The sequence below is a fragment of the Pseudomonas sp. GW821-FHT09H03 genome (assembly GCF_059415945.1).
Window position 1 is genome coordinate 98,479 of the sequence record NZ_JBWKOF010000019.1, and the last position, 16,238, is coordinate 114,716.

The window sequence follows — 16,238 nt, forward strand, 5'->3', positions numbered from 1 at the left end:
AGGGGGCAGCGAGTCCCCATTTATCCAAGGGGTTTAATATTTCGAAGCGCATGATCTCGTATGTATTGTGCTCTTCTGATTATTGTCTTGCCTGCTGCTTCACTCATCATTTTTTTGTAATGTTCTGATCCGTTACCTTGGGCTTGATGATGAAAATAACTTAAACTATCGTCGAAGAAGTCGGTGCGTAATGTTTCCTGACCTTGCGCATTAGTCATTGTTATGGGAGCTTTTGGGTTTGGGATACCATTTTTGTCGAATGGTATTCCCCCATTTTTATGCTCGAAATATCGGGCTGTGGAAAGTTTTTCCGCTGCTGTAAATCTTAACGGCTTGATATCGCCAGAGATTTTTCCGACTTTTTCCAATAAGCCGCTTTCATTTATTAAGGTGTCAATTTCTTGGAGGACGTGCGTCTCGGCGGCCGCTTTTTTATGGAATAGTTTTCCAGGTATATTTGATTGGCGTTTTTGTATTTTATTAAGAATTAATTCATATGAATAGTTTTTGATAGCAGTCCTGAACGGATGCGAGACGTGCCCATTTTGATCGTGATGGTTGATCGGATCCCCGAGACAATACGCATATGAGTTCAATCCCCCACTCCCAAACGGACTCCAACTGTCCGGACTATTAAATCGCATCAACACCGGATTAAACGCCCGATACCCATTCCCCAGCAAATAACACCCAGTCACCGGATCCGGCCGTTCGCCGTTGAAACCGAGCAGGCTGAGTAACCCGTTTTCAGCGGGCCGGTTTCCGTAGGGCGAGTAGGCAATGGGTTGTCGTGGATGATTGGTTTTGACCGCATGCAGCACCGAACGCTGCTGATCGGCGGCCAGTAGCGTGGTATCGCGGGCATTACCTTCGCTTTGCTGTTGAGCCAGGAGCTGGTCACCATGCTGGAAGATCGAATAGCGCATCGCACCCTGTATCTCGGTGGCCAGTAGGCTTTTGCAGTAAAAGCGCTGGCGCTCAAGGGTGTTCACCAGCGTGTGACTGGTGAGTCGATCAAGAGGGTCGTAGCCATAACGGCACAGCAGGGTGGTAGGTTGTGATCGCATGGTGAGTGCTCCGAGGGGCCGAAGTGCGGGTGTTCAGTATTGAGCGTTGAGTTGGGATTGGGTACTAGCAGAACTGATAGTCTCGCCGCCGAAAGCTGCGATCTTTTTTTCTGCAAAAAACCTCCATTTCAACCTCCCGCCAAAGTTGGAAGGCTTCTTGCAGTAGCCGCCCTGCGCCCGCTTCAGGCGTCAAAAGTTTGCTTTAAAGGAACGGGGAATACCGGTGGATCGCTCTCAGTTAATCAACACAGCCCGCACGAACGTTGCCGATTTGAGTCGTGGCAATCTGGGCGTGCCGTTGTTGCTGCTGGTCATGCTGGCGATGATGATGTTGCCGGTGCCGCCGTTCCTGCTGGACGTGTTCTTCACGTTCAACATTGCCCTGTCCATCGTCGTGCTGCTGGTCTGCGTGTACGCCTTGCGTCCGCTGGATTTCGCGGTGTTCCCGACCATTCTGCTGGTGGCGACGTTGCTGCGGCTGGCGTTGAACGTGGCCTCCACGCGAGTGGTGATGCTCCACGGGCAGGACGGCCACGCCGCCGCGGGCAAGGTGATCCAGGCTTTCGGTGAGGTAGTCATCGGCGGCAACTACGTGGTGGGTATCGTGGTCTTCGCGATCCTGATGATCATCAACTTCGTCGTGGTGACCAAGGGTGCCGGGCGGATTTCCGAGGTAAGCGCGCGTTTTACCCTCGATGCGATGCCCGGCAAGCAGATGGCAATCGATGCCGACCTCAACGCCGGATTGATCGATCAGGCCCAGGCCAAGGCCCGTCGCTCGGAAGTCGCCCAGGAGGCCGAGTTCTACGGTTCGATGGACGGTGCCAGCAAGTTCGTTCGCGGTGACGCCATCGCCGGCCTGTTGATTCTGTTCATCAACCTGATTGGTGGCATGGCGGTCGGGATTTTCCAGCACGGCATGAGCTTCGGCGATGCCGGTCGGGTGTACGCGCTGTTGACCATCGGTGACGGTTTGGTGGCGCAATTACCATCACTGTTGTTATCGACCGCGGCGGCGATCATGGTGACCCGTGCTTCCGGTTCGGAAGACATGGGCAAACAGATCAATCGGCAGATGTTCGCCTCGCCCAAGGCGCTGGCAGTGGCGGCCGGCTTGATGGCCGTCATGGGCCTGGTGCCCGGCATGCCGCATTTCTCCTTCCTGACCATGGCCGCCCTCGCAGCCGGTGGCGCTTACCTGTTCTGGAAAAAGCAGAATGCGGTGAAGGTTCAGGCACTGCAGGAGGTCAAGCGCCAGCAGGAGCTGCTGCCATCACCGGCCCGCGCCATGGAAACCAAGGAGCTTGGCTGGGACGACGTCACGCCGATCGACATGATTGGCCTGGAAGTCGGTTATCGCCTGATTCCGCTGGTGGACCGCAACCAGGGCGGCCAGTTGCTGGCGCGGATCAAGGGGGTGCGCAAGAAGCTGTCCCAGGATCTGGGCTTTTTGATGCCGACCGTGCACATCCGCGACAACCTCGACCTGGCGCCAAGCGCCTATCGCCTGACTTTGATGGGGGTGATTCTCGCTGAAGCAGAGATTTACCCTGACCGCGAATTGGCCATCAACCCGGGGCAAGTCTACGGCTCGCTCAATGGCATAACCGCCAAAGATCCGGCTTTTGGCCTGGAGGCGGTCTGGATCGAAATCAGTCAGCGGGCACAGGCGCAATCCTTGGGTTACACCGTGGTCGACGCCAGCACGGTCGTGGCCACCCACTTGAACCAGATTCTGTACAAGCACTCCAGTGAACTGATCGGTCACGAAGAAGTGCAGCAACTCATGCAATTGCTGGCAAAAAGCTCGCCAAAACTCGCCGAAGAGCTGGTTCCGGGTGTGGTTTCGTTGTCGCAACTGCTCAAGGTTCTGCAGGCGTTGCTGGCCGAGCAGGTGCCGGTGCGCGACATTCGCAGCATTGCCGAAGCCATCGCTAACAACGCCGCCAAGAGTCAAGATACTGCCGCTTTGGTGGCCGCCGTGCGCGTCGGCGTGTCCCGTGCAATCGTGCAAAGCATTGTAGGCACTGACTCCGAGCTGCCTGTGATCACCCTGGAGCCAAGGTTGGAACAAATATTGCTCAATAGTCTGCAGAAGGCAGGGCAGGGCTCAGAAGAGGGTGTTCTGCTGGAGCCGAGCATGGCTGAAAAGCTGCAGCGCTCGTTGATCGATGCGGCACAGCGTCAGGAGATGCAAGGTCAGCCGGTGATTCTGCTGGTAGCCGGTCCGGTTCGCGCGATGCTCTCGCGATTCGGCCGACTGGCAGTCCCGGGTTTGCATGTGTTGGCTTACCAGGAAATTCCTGACAACAAGCAAGTGACCATCGTTGCGACAGTAGGCCCCAACGGCTGAGGTAGTGGTTTATGCAAGTTAAGCGTTTTTTCGCCGCCGATATGCGTCAGGCCATGAAGCTGGTTCGTGATGAGCTGGGCGCTGATGCCGCCATCATTGGCAACCGCCGGATCGCCGGTGGTGTCGAGCTGACGGCTGCGCTCGATTACAAATTGTCGGCGCTGGCGCCTCGTGTTCCGAACATGGAACTCGAAGACGAGCTGCGCAAGACCCAGTCGCGGATCGTTACCGCCCAGGCCGAACTGAGCCTGCGTGGCGAAGGCGAGAGCGACAATGCAACCAATCGCCAGTTGTTCGCCGGCCTGCCCCTGACAGCCGCCGAGCCGCTGATCGAACCGACCCTGGCCGAGCCGCGGCGTCCCGCTCCGGCCCCGGCTGTGGCGGCAGGTGTCGATCCTCGTGCGCTCGACTCCATGCGTTTTGAACTCAACAGCCTGCGCGAACTGATGGAAGTCCAACTCGGCTCCCTGGCCTGGAATCAACTGCAAGGCAGCCGTCCGGATCAAGCCAACCTCTGGCGTCGCCTGCAACGCATCGGCCTGTCCGGCCCGTTGTCACGCGACCTGCTGGGGCTGATTACGGATATCGAGGAGCCGCGTCAGGCCTGGCGCATGTTGCTGGCGCACCTGGCGCGGATGATCGTCACCCCGGAAGTCGAACCTCTGGAAGAGGGCGGTGTGATCGCCATGGTGGGTCCTGCCGGCATGGGCAAGACCACCACCCTGGCCAAGCTGGCGGCGCGTTATGTGCTCAAGTACGGCGCGCAGAACATCGCGCTGGTCAGCATGGACAGTTTCCGCATCGGTGCCCAGGAGCAGCTCAAGACCCTCGGACGCATCCTCAATGTGTCGGTGACCCACGTCGATCCGGGCCAATCCCTGGTGCAGGCGCTGGAGCCGTTGCTGCGCAAACGGGTGGTGTTGATCGATACCGCCGGCCTGCAGGCCAGCGATCCGGCGTTGCGCATGCAGCTCGAAAGTCTGGCCGGTCGCGGCATCCGTTCAAAAAATTATCTGGTTCTGGCAACCACCAGCCAGAAACAGGTTCTAACTGCCGCTTATCACAGTTACAAGCGCTGTGGGCTTGCTGGCTGCATTCTGACTAAACTGGATGAGACGGCGAGCCTGGGCGAGGTGTTGAGCCTGGCGATCGGCCATGAGCTGCCGGTGGCTTACCTGACTGATGGACCGCGGATCCCGGATGATTTGCATCTGCCCCGTCGTCACCAGTTGGTCAGCCGCGCCGTCAGTGTGCAAATGCAGGAAGAGCCCAGCGAAGAAGCCATGGCTGACATGTTCGCTGATATCTACCACAGTCCGACCAAGCAGGTTGGCTGAGGTAATAATGAATAGATTTTGTACCTACATCGATGGTCTGCCATGCATTGTTCCGTTTGCGAACGCGCAGCCAGTAATGTGGCCTCCGTCTATGCAAGACAAGGTAGTGAAATAACATGGGCAGCATGCATCCTGTACAGGTGATCGCGGTGACCGGCGGCAAAGGTGGCGTCGGGAAAACTAACGTGTCAGTGAACTTGTCCCTGGCTTTGGCTGAACTTGGCCGGCGCGTTATGTTGCTGGACGCCGACCTGGGCCTGGCGAACGTTGACGTCCTGCTGGGGCTGACACCCAAACGTACCCTGGCCGACGTGATCGAAGGCCGCTGCGAACTGCGCGATGTACTGCTGCAGGGCCCCGGCGGCATCCGTATCGTTCCGGCCGCATCCGGCACTCAGAGCATGGTGCATCTGAGCCCCGCGCAACACGCCGGCCTGATCCAGGCCTTCAGTGATATCGGCGACAACCTCGACGTACTGGTGATCGACACCGCTGCGGGCATTGGTGAGTCGGTGGTCAGTTTCGTTCGCGCAGCCCAGGAAGTGTTGCTGGTGGTCTGCGACGAGCCGACCTCGATCACCGACGCCTACGCCTTGATCAAGTTGCTCAATCGCGACTACGGCATGAACCGCTTCCGCGTCCTGGCCAACATGGCCCAGAGTCCGCAGGAAGGGCGCAACCTGTTCGCCAAGTTGACCAAGGTCACCGATCGCTTCCTCGACGTTGCCTTGCAATACGTCGGCGCGGTGCCCTACGACGAAAGCGTGCGCAAGGCTGTGCAGAAGCAGCGTGCGGTCTACGAAGCGTTCCCGCGTTCCAAGTGTTCGCTGGCGTTCAAGGCGATCGCGCAGAAGGTCGATGCCTGGCCGCTGCCTGCCAACCCCCGTGGGCATCTTGAGTTTTTTGTCGAGCGTCTGGTGCAGCAAACCGCAGGTCCGGTTCTATGACAGCCAGCGGTTACAACCTTTACAAGAAGTCGGCGCGTGACGCGCAGTACGAGCTGATCGAGCGTTACGCGCCGCTGGTCAAACGCATTGCTTACCACTTGCTGGCGCGTCTGCCGGCCAGTGTCCAGGTCGAAGACCTGATCCAGGCCGGGATGATCGGCCTGCTCGAAGTTTCAACCAAATACGACGCCAGCAAAGGCGCGAGCTTCGAAACGTACGCGGGCATTCGAATCCGCGGCGCGATGCTCGATGAAGTGCGCAAGGGGGACTGGGCGCCACGTTCGGTCCACCGCAATACCCGCATGGTCAGCGACGCAATTCGCTCGATTGAAGCTAAAACCGGCCGTGACGCTAAAGATCACGAGGTTGCGGCCGAACTCCAATTGAGTCTCGACGATTATTACGGGATTTTGAACGACACCCTGGGCAGCCGGTTATTCAGTTTCGACGATCTGTTGCAGGACGGCGAACACGAAGGGCTGCACGAGGATGGCGCGAGTGCTCATCTGGAGCCGTCACGCGATCTGGAAGATGAACGCTTCCAGGCAGCGCTGGCGGACGCGATTGCCAATTTGCCGGAGCGTGAGCGACTGGTGTTGGCGCTGTACTACGACGAAGAACTGAACCTCAAGGAAATCGGAGAGGTCCTGGGGGTCAGCGAATCTCGGGTCAGCCAGTTACACAGCCAGTGCGCGGCCCGTTTGCGGGGGCGTTTGGGGGAGTGGCGAGCGCGCTGAAGGCAGTGTGGGGACACTGCGAACGAGACTGGTGCGGATTTGAACGGCACCGGTCGCGATCTGTTGTGCTCCAGACAGTCATCGAGTGCTTTGCCGGATTGATTGAAATGGCGCGTCCAGGTGCTGGGCGCGTTTAAGACTGCTTGGAGGTCGAATTGGACAAGAACATGAAAATCCTCATCGTTGATGACTTCTCAACGATGCGGCGGATCATCAAGAACCTGCTGCGTGACCTTGGGTTCACCAACACCGTCGAGGCCGACGATGGCACCACTGCCATTCCGGTGCTCAACAGCGGAAGTATCGACTTTCTGGTAACGGACTGGAACATGCCTGGCATGACCGGTATCGATCTGTTGCGTCACGTGCGCGCCGATGAAAAGCTCAAGCACTTGCCGGTGCTGATGGTGACCGCTGAAGCCAAGCGCGAGCAGATCATCGAAGCGGCCCAGGCCGGCGTCAACGGCTATGTGGTCAAACCCTTCACGGCCCAAGCGTTGAAAGAAAAAATCGAGAAGATTTTCGAACGCATCGGTTGATGAGCGCGCCACGGGGGAGCTATGGGCAATAACGAGTCTTCATTGGGCGATTTTGAATCGACCCTGAAAAAACACGCCGTCGAACTGGTCGCGAGCCTTGAGAAAGGCAAGTTCGGCGAAGCGGTGCAATTGATCCATGAGCTCAACCAGACCCGTGACCGCGGCCTGTATCAGGAAGTGGGCAAGCTCACCCGCGAACTGCATAGCGCCATCGTCAATTTCCAGATTGACCCGAACATGCCGCAGGCCAAGGAGGTCTCGCAGATCACCGACGCCACCGAGCGTCTGGGTTATGTGGTCAAGCTGACCGAGGCCGCAGCCAACCGCACCATGGATCTGGTGGAAAGCGCCACGCCACTGGTCAACAGCCTGGCTGATGAGGCCCAGGCCTTGAGCACCGACTGGGGACGCTTCATGCGCCGTGAAGTCGGGGCTGAGGAGTTCCGTGCATTGGCGCGGCGAGTCGATGGCTTCCTGGCGCGCAGCTGCACGGACAATCGTGCGGTGTCGAGCAACCTGAATGACATCCTGCTTGCTCAGGACTATCAGGACCTCACCGGTCAGGTGATCAAACGTGTGACCACACTGGTCACCGAAGTTGAAAGCAACCTGCTCAAGCTCGTGCTCATGGCCAGCCAGGTGGACCGCTTTGCGGGCATCGAGCATGACCGTGAAGCGATGCTTGCCGAAAAAGATCCACAAAAACATCTCTCTCAGGGTGAAGGTCCGCAGATTCATGCCGATAAAAGAGAAGACGTTGTGTCCGGTCAGGACGATGTGGACGATTTGCTATCCAGCCTAGGGTTTTGAAATTTTAGGTTTTTTAGGTTTTTAGACCTGTTAGGAGCACCCCATACATGAGCTTCGGCGCCGATGAAGAGATCCTTCAGGATTTCCTGGTGGAGGCTGGCGAGATTCTGGAGCAGCTGTCCGAACAGCTGGTCGAGCTGGAAAGCCGACCTGATGATGCTGACTTGCTCAATGCAATTTTTCGCGGTTTCCACACTGTAAAGGGGGGCGCCGGGTTCCTCCAGCTCAACGAACTGGTGGAGTGCTGCCACATCGCCGAGAACGTGTTCGACATCCTGCGCAAGGGTGAGCGTCGCGTCGACTCGGAACTGATGGACGTGGTTCTCGAAGCGCTGGACGCGGTCAACGGCATGTTCAGCGAAGTCCGCGAGCGCAGCCCGATCACCGCTGCCACACCACAATTGCTTGCGGCACTGGCCCGCCTGGCCGAGCCGCAATCGGCTGACGAAGTGGCTGCTGTCACTGCAGTGGTTGAAACGCCTTTGGCTGAAGCCGAAACGGGCGATATCACCGACAATGAATTCGAACAACTGCTGGACTCGCTGAACGCCGTCAAGGCTCAGGCCGAGGCGCCGGCACCTGTTCCTGCGCCGGTCAGCGCCGCTGCCGGCAGCGATGAAATCACCGATGCCGAGTTCGAGTCGTTGCTCGATCAACTGCACGGCAAGGGCCAGTTTGCCGTTGATGCGCTGGTCCCGACTGCGGCAGCGCCAGAGGCGCCGAAAGCGGCGGGCGACAGTTCCGATATTACTGACGACGAATTTGAAGCACTGCTGGACCAGTTGCATGGCAAGGGTAATTTTGCTGTCGAGGCCCTGGAGTCGGCCATTGCTGCGGTGCCTGCACCCGCGGCGCCGACTGCAGCGGCGGCCGGCAGCGATCTGATTTCCGATCACGAGTTCGAAGCGCTGCTCGACGAATTGCACGGCAAAGGCAAATTCAGCGAAGTCGGTACCGCCACGGCGCTGGATGGCGGCAATGCCGCCGTTGCGACTTCCGTCGTTAAGGCCGTGGCAGCCAAACCGGTTGCCAAGGCGCCCGAAGCAAAAGTGCCAGCGCCTGCCGCTGCACTGGCTCCAGCTCGTGCCGCCGCTGCGGCGCCAGTGGAAAAGCCAGCCAGCGAAGCCGAGACCACCGTACGCGTGGATACCGCGCGACTCGACGAAATCATGAACATGGTCGGCGAGTTGGTGCTGGTGCGTAACCGTCTGGTTCGTCTGGGTGCCAACAGTGCCGATGAGGCCATGTCCAAGGCCGTATCGAACCTCGACGTGGTCACGGCCGACCTGCAGACCGCGGTGATGAAGACCCGGATGCAACCGATCAAGAAGGTTTTCGGGCGCTTCCCGCGGCTGGTTCGCGACCTGGCTCGCCAGCTCAAGAAAGAGATCAACCTGGAGCTGGTGGGCGAAGAAACCGACCTCGACAAGAACCTCGTCGAGGCCCTGGCCGACCCGCTGGTGCACTTGGTGCGCAACGCGGTCGACCACGGCATCGAGTCACCGGAAGAACGCGAAGCCTCGGGCAAATCCCGGGGTGGCAAGGTGATCCTGGCGGCAGAACAGGAAGGCGATCACATCCTGTTGTCGATCTCCGATGACGGCAAGGGCATGGACCCGAACGTCCTGCGCTCCATCGCGGTCAAGCGCGGAGTGATGGACAAGGATGCCGCCGACCGCCTGAGCGACACCGAGTGCTACAACCTGATTTTCGCCCCGGGCTTTTCGACCAAGACCGAGATCTCCGACGTGTCCGGGCGTGGCGTGGGCATGGACGTGGTGAAAACCAAGATCTCCCAGCTCAACGGTTCGATCAACATCTACTCGGCCAAGGGTCAGGGTTCGAAGATCGTCATCAAGGTGCCGTTGACCCTGGCGATCATGCCGACCCTGATGGTCATGCTAGGCAACCAGGCGTTTGCGTTCCCGCTGGTGAACGTCAACGAGATTTTCCACCTCGACCTGTCGACCACCAACGTGGTGGACGGCCAGGAAGTGGTGATCGTGCGGGACAAGGCACTGCCATTGTTCTACCTCAAGCGCTGGCTGGTCAGATCCGCCGCTCACGAAGAGCAGCGTGAAGGCCATGTGGTGATCCTTTCGGTGGGCACCCAGCGGATCGGCTTTGTCGTCGATCAACTGGTGGGCCAGGAAGAGGTGGTCATCAAGCCTTTGGGCAAGATGCTCCAGGGAACCCCGGGCATGTCCGGCGCCACCATTACCGGTGACGGCCGCATCGCGCTGATTCTCGACGTACCGAGCATGCTCAAGCGTTACGCCACACGGCGTATTTGATTCTGGTGGAGCGGGGCGACTGAGCCTCGCTCTGTCTAACGGAGTGTTTATGGCAGTCAAGGTCCTGGTGGTGGACGATTCGGGGTTTTTCCGCCGCCGCGTCTCGGAAATTCTTTCGGCGGATTCGAACATCCAGGTTGTCGGCACGGCGACCAACGGCAAAGATGCGATCGACCAGGCGCTGGCGCTCAAGCCCGACGTGATCACCATGGACTACGAAATGCCAATGATGGACGGCATCACGGCAGTGCGGCATATCATGCAGCGCTGCCCGACGCCGGTCCTGATGTTTTCCTCGCTGACTCACGAAGGTGCTCGCGTCACCCTTGATGCTCTGGACGCCGGTGCGGTGGACTTCCTGCCGAAGAATTTCGAAGACATTTCGCGCAACCCCGAGAAGGTCAAGCAACTGTTGTGCGAGAAGATTCTCAGCATCTCGCGCAGTAACCGTCCTGTCCGCTCCTACAGCGCCCCGGCTCCTGTCGCTGCACCTGCCCCGACAACTGCGTCTTCGAGCATCGGCAGCTATGCCAGCAACGCGCCCGTGCGACCGGCCCCGGCTCCGATCCCGGCCCGTGTGCCAGCCGCCAGTCATTCGTCACCGGCACCCAAGCGTAAAGCCTACAAACTGGTTGCCATCGGTACCTCCACCGGCGGCCCGGTTGCCCTGCAGCGCGTCCTGACCCAGTTGCCGGCCAGCTTTCCGGCGCCGATCGTGCTGGTTCAGCACATGCCGGCGGCCTTCACCAAGGCGTTTGCCGAGCGTCTGGACAAACTCTGCCATATCAGCGTCAAGGAAGCCGAAGACGGCGACATTCTGCGTCCGGGCCTGGCGCTGTTGGCACCGGGCGGCAAGCAATTGATGATCGACGGCCGGGGCGCGGTGAAAATCCTCCCGGGCGACGACCGACTCAACTACAAGCCGTGCGTGGACATCACCTTCGGTTCCGCGGCCAAGTCGTACGGCGACAAAGTTCTGGCGGTGGTGCTGACCGGCATGGGCGCCGACGGTCGCGAAGGCGCTCGCCTGCTCAAGCAGGCTGGCAGTGCTGTATGGGCCCAGGACGAAGCAAGTTGTGTGATCTATGGCATGCCGATGGCCATCGTCAAAGCTGAACTCGCCGACGCGGTGTACAGCCTGGACGACATTGGCAGGCATTTGGCCGAGGCGTGTATCTAATGGATGTTCTAAGCCTGATTGGCATCATCATGGCGTTCGTCGCCATCATCGGCGGTAACTATCTCGAAGGCGGCCACCTCGGCGCACTGGCCAACGGCCCGGCTGCGCTGATCGTGCTCGGCGGGACCATTGGTGCGGCATTGCTGCAATCGCCGATGAGCGCGTTCAAGCGCGCCATGCAGATTCTGGCGTGGATTCTGTTCCCGCCCCGTGTCGATCTGGCCGGTGGCATCGATCGCGTGGTGAACTGGAGCCTGACCGCCCGCAAGGAAGGCTTGCTCGGCCTTGAAGGTGTGGCCGATGCCGAGCCCGACAGCTACGCGCGCAAAGGCCTGCAACTGCTGGTTGACGGTGCCGAGCCGGAAGCGATCCGCAGTATTCTGGAGGTTGATTTCTACACCCAGGAAAGCCGCGATATCGAAGCTGCCAAAGTCTTCGAGAGCATGGGCGGCTACGCGCCGACCATCGGTATTATCGGCGCGGTGATGGGCCTGATTCACGTCATGGGTAACCTGGGCGATCCGTCACAATTGGGTAACGGCATTGCCGTGGCCTTCGTCGCTACCATCTACGGTGTGGCCAGTGCCAACCTGGTGCTGCTGCCCATCGCCGCCAAGCTCAAATCCATCGCTTTGCGCCAGTCACGTTATCGCGAAATGTTGCTGGAAGGGATCCTGTCGATCGCCGAAGGTGAAAACCCTCGCTCCATTGAGTTGAAGCTCCAGGGCTTCATGGATTAAGGGAATAACCTCATGGCCCGTCGTCGCCAGCATGAAGAACATGTAAACCATGAACGTTGGCTGGTTTCCTATGCCGACTTCATCACCTTGCTGTTCGCCTTTTTCGTGGTGATGTACTCCATCTCGTCGATCAACGAAGGCAAGTACAAGATTATCTCCGAGGCGTTGATCGGGGTCTTCGCCGATAACGACAGCGCCCTCAAGCCGATCCCGATCGGCGAAGAGCGGCCCAAGACCGTGACCCCGGCCAAGCCCCTGGTCAAGGACAGTGAGCAGGTCGATGCCGGCGTCGCCGGTGCCAGCGATCCGCTCAAAAGCATCGCCGACGACATCAGTGCGGCCTTCGGTGACCTGATCAGTTCCAATCAGATGACCGTGCGCGGCAATGAGTTGTGGGTCGAGATCGAGCTCAATTCCAGCCTGTTGTTCGGCAGCGGCGACGCCATGCCCAGCGACATTGCATTCAATATCATCGACAAGGTGGCGGCGATCCTGAAACCCTTCGACAACCCGATTCACGTCGAAGGCTTTACTGACGATCAACCGATCCGCACCGCGCAATACCCGACCAACTGGGAGCTGTCGTCGGCCCGTTCTGCAAGCATCGTGCGCATGCTCGCGATGCAGGGGGTGAACCCCGGTCGCCTGGCCTCCGTGGGTTACGGTCAATTCCAGCCGGTGGCCAATAACGCGACCGCCGAAGGTCGCGCACGCAACCGCCGGGTGGTGTTGGTGGTGTCGCGCAACCTTGATGTGCGCCGCAGCCTGACGGGCACCGGCACCGCTCATGCGCAACCGGATGCGGCATTGAAGCGTGCTGGCACACAAACTGCACCGACCCCGGCCAAGGCGCCGGTACGAGAGAGTGCCGTCAATTCTCCGTCACCCGCATTAACACGTTGAGCTATTTCTCGGTTGGTTCATTGGGCCGGGAGGAACAATCCGAATGAGAGTCTGGGCAGTCGCCAATCAAAAGGGTGGTGTTGGTAAAACCACTTCCTCTATCGCCTTAGCCGGTTTGCTGGCCGAAGCGGGCAAGCGCGTGGTCGTCGTCGACCTCGACCCCCACGGCTCCATGACCAGCTATTTCGGTTACGATCCGGACAGTCTGGAACACAGTAACTACGATCTGTTTTTGCATAAGGGCAGCGTGCCCCAAGGCTTGCCCGGCCAGTTGCTGCTGTCGACCAGCGACAAGCGCATCTCCCTGTTGCCGTCCAGTACCGCCCTGGCCACCCTTGAACGTCAGTCGCCGGGCCAGAGTGGTCTGGGGCTGGTGATTGCCAAGAGTCTGGCGCAGCTGTGGCAGGACTTCGATTACGCGGTGATCGACAGCCCGCCCTTGCTCGGTGTGTTGATGGTCAATGCCCTGGCGGCGAGCCAGCAACTGGTGATCCCGGTGCAGACCGAACACCTGGCGGTCAAAGGCCTGGAGCGCATGGTCAACACCCTGGCGATGATCAACCGGTCACGCAAACAGGCGTTGCCGTTCACCATCATTCCAACCTTGTTCGACCGCCGCACGCAAGCCTCCCTCGGGACGCTGCGGGTATTGCGCGACAAGTTCCCGGAAGAAATCTGGCAGGGCTACATCCCCGTGGACACGCGGCTGCGCGACGCCAGCCGGGCCGGGCTCACGCCTTCGCAGTTCGACGGCAAGAGCCGTGGCGTCCTCGCATACCGTGCGCTTCTCAAGCATCTGCTGACCGCACAACTTGTCCCGCAGGTGGCCTGAGATGACCTCGGCTTTTGTAGGAGCAAGCTTGCTCGCGATGGACGACAACGATAGCGCGGGCTGTCTGAATGATCGCGTTTTCCGGGAGTGTTTCGCGAGCAAGTGGAATCGTCGCTCCGTCGCTTCTGCAGGTGAGCGCTCATGAGTCGACTGGTCAACACGACATCGCGCCCGCAACTGGCGTTGCAGTCTTATCTGGACAATCTGCTGCAAGACGCAACCCTGGAGGCGTTCGAAGCGCTCCCCGTGGTCGAGGAAGTCGTCGACGCGGTCAAGGCTATCGAAGAGCAGGGCGTACTGGATGAATTCCAGGCCGCCGTACTCGAAGAACAGGCACGTGACGCACAGAAAGTTGCAGTCGCCGTACCGCACGTTGCTTCTGCAGTTCCTGTGGCCAAGCCGGTAGTGACCGAAACTGCATCTCCCGTTCTGGCACCGGTTTCGACCATCGCGCCGCTGCTGCAAGCGCTAGTGGCGCCGGTGGTCGAAGTGCCGCAAGCCCTCGTGGAATCTTCGGTCGAGGAGCCCCAGGCCCTGGTACCACCGGTGGTCGAAGTGCATCTGCCACCGGGCAACACGCCGCCACCTGTGCAAACCGACGGTCGTCCGGCCTGGGCGGCAGAGCCTTTCGAATGCCTGCTGTTCGATGTTGCCGGGTTGACCCTGGCGGTGCCGTTGGTGTGCCTGGGATCGATCTATTCCCTGGCCGGCCAAGAGCTCACGCCGTTGTTCGGCCAGCCGGAGTGGTTCCTGGGCATCCTGCCCAGTCAGGCCGGCAACCTGAAGGTGCTGGATACCGCGCGTTGGGTCATGCCGGATCGATACCGCGACGATTTCAGGCAGGGCCTGCAATACGTCATTTCGGTCCAGGGCTACGAGTGGGGTCTGGCGGTGCATCAGGTCAGCCGCTCATTGCGCCTGGACCCGAACGAAATCAAATGGAGAAGTCATCGAGGTCAGCGGCCATGGCTGGCCGGCACGGTGATCGAACACATGTGCGCTTTGCTTGATGTCGCCTCGCTGGCCGAATTGATCGCCAGCGGCGGGGCAAAGCAAATGGCCGGCGTCAAGCCGATCCACAAGCACACATAAGCCGAATAACAGACTAGCGACGCCACTCGATGGCGTCGCACGGAACACACACCGCCAGGGCGGTTTTTTGAGGGGGCAGGGTATGAACGACAAGGCAACGGCGGCAAAGGGTTCCGAAGATCCGATCCTGCAATGGGTCACCTTCAAGCTGGACAACGAGACCTACGGCATCAACGTGATGCGCGTCCAGGAAGTGCTGCGTTACACCGAAATCGCCCCGGTTCCCGGTGCCCCGAGCTACGTGCTGGGCATCATCAACCTGCGCGGCAACGTCGTCACCGTGATCGACACCCGCCAGCGCTTCGGCCTGATGAATGCCGAGATCAGCGACAACACCCGTATCGTCATCATCGAAGCCGACAAGCAAGTGGTCGGGATCATGGTCGACAGCGTGGCCGAGGTGGTTTACCTGCGGCAGTCGGAAATCGAGACCGCGCCGAACGTCGGTAACGAAGAGTCCGCCAAGTTCATTCAAGGCGTGTGCAACAAGAACAACGAACTGCTCATCCTGGTCGAACTCGACAAAATGATGAGCGAAGAAGAATGGTCGGAACTGGAGAACATCTGATTGATTCTCGAGGTTGCGGTCATTGTCCTGTTCCTGTTCTGGGCAGGCACCCTGGCAATGTTCCTGGCGTACATTCGCGCGCAGAAACTGATTGCCGCACAACAGACCAAGGGCGATGTGCTGCGCGAACAGCGCATCAAGGACCTGGCCAAGCGCGTTGACGATTATCAGAACGGCAATGTGCGCATGGGCGAAGACCTGCACGAACTGCGCTCGATCGTCGCGCCGCTGCCGGACAAGCTGGCCCAGCTGGAACAGCGCGACCCAACCAGCCTGTCGTTCGCCCAGGCGGCGCGGCTGGTCGGCATGGGCGCCAGCGTTGATGAACTGACTCAGTCCTGTGGCTTGACCCAGGCTGAGGCGGAGTTGATGAGCAAGTTGCACAAGAACTGATAGAAATGCCTGCTCGCGATGGACGTTAACGATGACGCGGGTCTCCTGGAGAAAAGCGGCGCTCATACCTCCATCGCGAGCGTGCTCGCTCCTACAGTGGTTCTATGTCCGGCACAGAACATGTGTTCACCGCAGATTACCTGTGGAGGCGCAGTTGATGAGCAAGTTGCACAAGCACTGATAGAAATCTGTAGGAGCGAGCCTGCTCGCGATGGACGTTAACGATGACGCGGGCTTCCTGGAGAAACACGGCGCTCATACCGCCATCGCGAGCATGCTCGCCCCTATAGTGGTTCTATGTCCGGCACAGAACATGTGTTCACCGCAGATTAGCTGTGGGAGGCGCAGTTGATGAGCAAGTTGCACAAGCACTGATAGAAATCTGTAGGAGCGAGCATGCTCGCGATGGACGTTAACGATGACGCGGGCCTTCTGGAGAAACGCGG

15 protein-coding genes are annotated in these 16,238 nt (G+C 59.4%); 14 read left to right on the forward strand and 1 reads right to left on the reverse strand.

The window, feature by feature from the left end; all coding sequences use genetic code 11:
* Window positions 1-20 precede the first annotated feature (20 nt).
* A complete protein-coding gene (locus tag AC07OG_RS23230; RefSeq protein WP_495068197.1) occupies window positions 21-1,067 on the reverse strand; it encodes an RHS repeat-associated core domain-containing protein in 1,047 nt (348 codons plus the stop codon).
* A gap of 223 nt (window positions 1,068-1,290) precedes the next feature.
* Between AC07OG_RS23230 and flhA the strand changes: the two genes are divergently transcribed.
* The 14 genes from flhA to AC07OG_RS23300 all read left to right on the forward strand — a co-directional run bounded on the left by flhA (window position 1,291) and on the right by AC07OG_RS23300 (window position 15,792).
* On the forward strand, window positions 1,291-3,420 hold the full coding sequence (gene flhA / locus AC07OG_RS23235; RefSeq protein ID WP_060541421.1) for a flagellar biosynthesis protein FlhA: 2,130 nt from the start codon (window positions 1,291-1,293) through the stop codon (window positions 3,418-3,420).
* 11 nt (window positions 3,421-3,431) lie between these two features.
* Complete coding sequence (flhF, locus tag AC07OG_RS23240; protein WP_495068198.1) at window positions 3,432-4,757, forward strand: flagellar biosynthesis GTPase FlhF; 1,326 nt, start codon at window positions 3,432-3,434, stop codon at window positions 4,755-4,757.
* 116 nt (window positions 4,758-4,873) lie between these two features.
* The gene (gene fleN, locus AC07OG_RS23245) at window positions 4,874-5,704 is read left to right on the forward strand and encodes a flagellar synthesis regulator FleN (protein WP_060541423.1); all 831 of its coding nucleotides are present in this window, start codon (window positions 4,874-4,876) and stop codon (window positions 5,702-5,704) included.
* Window positions 5,701-6,441, forward strand: a complete 741-nt coding sequence (fliA, locus tag AC07OG_RS23250) for an RNA polymerase sigma factor FliA (RefSeq protein WP_007894214.1) — start codon at window positions 5,701-5,703, stop codon at window positions 6,439-6,441. The genes fleN and fliA overlap by 4 nt, the downstream gene beginning before the upstream one ends.
* Before the next feature lie 167 nt (window positions 6,442-6,608).
* Window positions 6,609-6,980 (forward strand): chemotaxis response regulator CheY, encoded by a 372-nt coding sequence (locus AC07OG_RS23255; protein ID WP_003183998.1) that lies wholly within the window; start codon window positions 6,609-6,611, stop codon window positions 6,978-6,980.
* Between the two features lie 21 nt (window positions 6,981-7,001).
* The gene (locus tag AC07OG_RS23260; RefSeq protein WP_060541424.1) at window positions 7,002-7,790 is read left to right on the forward strand and encodes a protein phosphatase CheZ; all 789 of its coding nucleotides are present in this window, start codon (window positions 7,002-7,004) and stop codon (window positions 7,788-7,790) included.
* 47 nt (window positions 7,791-7,837) lie between these two features.
* Window positions 7,838-10,084 carry a chemotaxis protein CheA gene (locus tag AC07OG_RS23265; protein ID WP_495068199.1) on the forward strand — a complete coding sequence of 749 codons (2,247 nt, stop codon included), beginning with the start codon at window positions 7,838-7,840 and terminating at the stop codon, window positions 10,082-10,084.
* A gap of 49 nt (window positions 10,085-10,133) precedes the next feature.
* Window positions 10,134-11,264 carry a protein-glutamate methylesterase/protein-glutamine glutaminase gene (locus AC07OG_RS23270; RefSeq protein WP_218425175.1) on the forward strand — a complete coding sequence of 377 codons (1,131 nt, stop codon included), beginning with the start codon at window positions 10,134-10,136 and terminating at the stop codon, window positions 11,262-11,264.
* Complete coding sequence (locus AC07OG_RS23275) at window positions 11,264-12,004, forward strand: flagellar motor protein (protein WP_060541427.1); 741 nt, start codon at window positions 11,264-11,266, stop codon at window positions 12,002-12,004. Before AC07OG_RS23270 ends, AC07OG_RS23275 begins: the two co-directional genes overlap by 1 nt.
* A 12-nt stretch (window positions 12,005-12,016) precedes the next feature.
* Window positions 12,017-12,907, forward strand: coding sequence for a flagellar motor protein MotD (gene motD / locus AC07OG_RS23280; protein ID WP_060541428.1), 891 nt, complete (start codon window positions 12,017-12,019; stop codon window positions 12,905-12,907).
* Window positions 12,908-12,950: 43 nt separating this feature from the next.
* Window positions 12,951-13,739: a ParA family protein gene (locus AC07OG_RS23285; protein WP_060541429.1), complete on the forward strand. Its 789-nt coding sequence runs from the start codon at window positions 12,951-12,953 to the stop codon at window positions 13,737-13,739.
* Window positions 13,740-13,880: 141 nt separating this feature from the next.
* Window positions 13,881-14,831 (forward strand): CheW domain-containing protein, encoded by a 951-nt coding sequence (locus AC07OG_RS23290; protein WP_495068200.1) that lies wholly within the window; start codon window positions 13,881-13,883, stop codon window positions 14,829-14,831.
* Window positions 14,832-14,913: 82 nt separating this feature from the next.
* Window positions 14,914-15,399: a chemotaxis protein CheW gene (locus tag AC07OG_RS23295; protein ID WP_060541431.1), complete on the forward strand. Its 486-nt coding sequence runs from the start codon at window positions 14,914-14,916 to the stop codon at window positions 15,397-15,399.
* Window positions 15,400-15,792, forward strand: a complete 393-nt coding sequence (locus AC07OG_RS23300) for a DUF2802 domain-containing protein (protein WP_495068201.1) — start codon at window positions 15,400-15,402, stop codon at window positions 15,790-15,792.
* Window positions 15,793-16,238: the final 446 nt, after the last annotated feature.

Excerpts from the sequence above, each read along its gene's own strand:
- fleN (WP_060541423.1), top strand. The coding sequence starts at position 4,874 with ATGGGCAGCATGCATCCTGTACAGGTGATCGCGGTGACCGGCGGCAAA.
- AC07OG_RS23230 (WP_495068197.1), bottom strand. The coding sequence starts at position 1,067 with ATGCGATCACAACCTACCACCCTGCTGTGCCGTTATGGCTACGACCCT.
- fliA (WP_007894214.1), top strand. The coding sequence starts at position 5,701 with ATGACAGCCAGCGGTTACAACCTTTACAAGAAGTCGGCGCGTGACGCG.
- AC07OG_RS23290 (WP_495068200.1), top strand. The coding sequence starts at position 13,881 with ATGAGTCGACTGGTCAACACGACATCGCGCCCGCAACTGGCGTTGCAG.
- flhF (WP_495068198.1), top strand. The coding sequence starts at position 3,432 with ATGCAAGTTAAGCGTTTTTTCGCCGCCGATATGCGTCAGGCCATGAAG.
- motD (WP_060541428.1), top strand. The coding sequence starts at position 12,017 with ATGGCCCGTCGTCGCCAGCATGAAGAACATGTAAACCATGAACGTTGG.
- AC07OG_RS23255 (WP_003183998.1), top strand. The coding sequence starts at position 6,609 with ATGAAAATCCTCATCGTTGATGACTTCTCAACGATGCGGCGGATCATC.
- AC07OG_RS23275 (WP_060541427.1), top strand. The coding sequence starts at position 11,264 with ATGGATGTTCTAAGCCTGATTGGCATCATCATGGCGTTCGTCGCCATC.
- AC07OG_RS23270 (WP_218425175.1), top strand. The coding sequence starts at position 10,134 with ATGGCAGTCAAGGTCCTGGTGGTGGACGATTCGGGGTTTTTCCGCCGC.
- AC07OG_RS23285 (WP_060541429.1), top strand. The coding sequence starts at position 12,951 with ATGAGAGTCTGGGCAGTCGCCAATCAAAAGGGTGGTGTTGGTAAAACC.
- AC07OG_RS23295 (WP_060541431.1), top strand. The coding sequence starts at position 14,914 with ATGAACGACAAGGCAACGGCGGCAAAGGGTTCCGAAGATCCGATCCTG.
- AC07OG_RS23265 (WP_495068199.1), top strand. The coding sequence starts at position 7,838 with ATGAGCTTCGGCGCCGATGAAGAGATCCTTCAGGATTTCCTGGTGGAG.
- AC07OG_RS23260 (WP_060541424.1), top strand. The coding sequence starts at position 7,002 with ATGGGCAATAACGAGTCTTCATTGGGCGATTTTGAATCGACCCTGAAA.